Origin of the sequence: Novispirillum itersonii, assembly GCF_014205675.1 — a bacterium.
Lineage (GTDB): Bacteria > Pseudomonadota > Alphaproteobacteria > Rhodospirillales > Rhodospirillaceae > Novispirillum > Novispirillum itersonii_A.
Map to the genome: position 1 here is coordinate 1 of NZ_JACIIX010000040.1, position 1,269 is coordinate 1,269.

The 1,269-nt window shown below is 60.9% G+C and carries 1 protein-coding gene; it reads right to left on the reverse strand.

All coding sequences use genetic code 11. The features are described 5' to 3' along the window. Window positions 1-18: 18 nt before the first annotated feature. Window positions 19-1,205, reverse strand: a protein-coding gene (locus FHS48_RS19855; RefSeq protein WP_260402614.1) for an IS3 family transposase whose coding sequence is annotated in 2 segments (ribosomal slippage) — window positions 19-953 and window positions 953-1,205 — 1,188 coding nt in all. Because the reading frame shifts where the segments join, the coding sequence is not laid out codon by codon here. Between the last annotated feature and the right edge of the window lie 64 nt (window positions 1,206-1,269).

Below are 1,269 nucleotides of genomic sequence, written 5' to 3' on the forward strand. Positions count from 1 at the left end.
TGACCTGCCTCGTCTTTTTCATCCAGCCGAAGGTAGAGTCCTGAGAAAAGTTACGCCGTCTGGCGCGGTCTGAGCAATGGGGGCAGGTTTGGAGCCCGAAACGGGCGGAAAGCCTGCCCCCATTGCTTTGAGTTTAGCGGCGTGAGCCGCCGGGGTCTGGTAGCCCAAGGCCGAATGGGGCCGGGCTGTGTTGTAGTCTGCCGTCCAGGCCGCGATAACCGCGCGGACCTGAAGCAGGCTGGTGAAGACCGTTTCGTTCAGAAGCTCGTCGCGCATGCGGCCATTGAAACTCTCGACATAGCCGTTCTGCATCGGCTTGCCAGGAGCGATGTAATGCCAAGCGATCCGCTGATCCTGGGCCCATTTCAGCACGGCGTTGGAGGTCAGTTCGGTTCCGTTGTCGGAAACGATCATCTCTGGCTTGCCGCGCCGGGCAATGACACCCGCCAGTTCACGCACGACACGGAGGCCCGAGATCGAGGTGTCCGGCACGGCCGCCAGGCATTCCCGGGTCACGTCATCGACGATGTTCAGCACGCGGAAGCGGCGGCCATTCTCCAACTGGTCATGGACAAAATCCAACGACCAGCGGGCATTGGGTCGCGCCTCGACCAGGATCGGCGCTCGTGTGCCAATCGCCTTTCTGCGGTTCCGGCGCTTACGCACCATCAGCCCTTCCTCGCGATAAAGCCGGTAGATGCGGCTGATCCCGGAGGCTTCGCCGTCGCGCCGCAACAAGATGAACAGCCGCCGATAGCCAAACCGACGACGCTCTTGCGCCAGTTCGCGCAAACGCCTTCGCAAGGCGCTGTCGTCAGGCCGAACCGAACGATAACGGATCACCGTGCGATCCACCGCGATCACGGCGCAGGCCCGTCGCTCGCTCATCCCAAAACGGCTTTGCAGATGAGCGACAGCCTCCCGCTTGGCGGCGGGCCTCACCATTTTTTTCCTAAAAGCTCGCGAAGGGCGGACTCGTTCAGCATCGATTCCGCCAACAGCTTCTTCAGCCGGGCGTTTTCATCCTCAAGCGCCTTCAGCCGCTTGGCCTCCGACGCCTCCATCCCGCCGTATTTGGCCTTCCATTTGTAGAAGGTCGCGCTGGAAACTCCATGGCGGCGGCACAAATCCGCCGTCGCCGCACCAGCTTCCTGCTCTTTTAGGATGCCGATGATCTGTTCCTCTGAAAATCTGCTGCGCTTCATATCGTCCGTCCTCTCGATGGGCGGACTCTACTTTAAACTGGAGGAGTTTTCTCGAGGCAGGTCA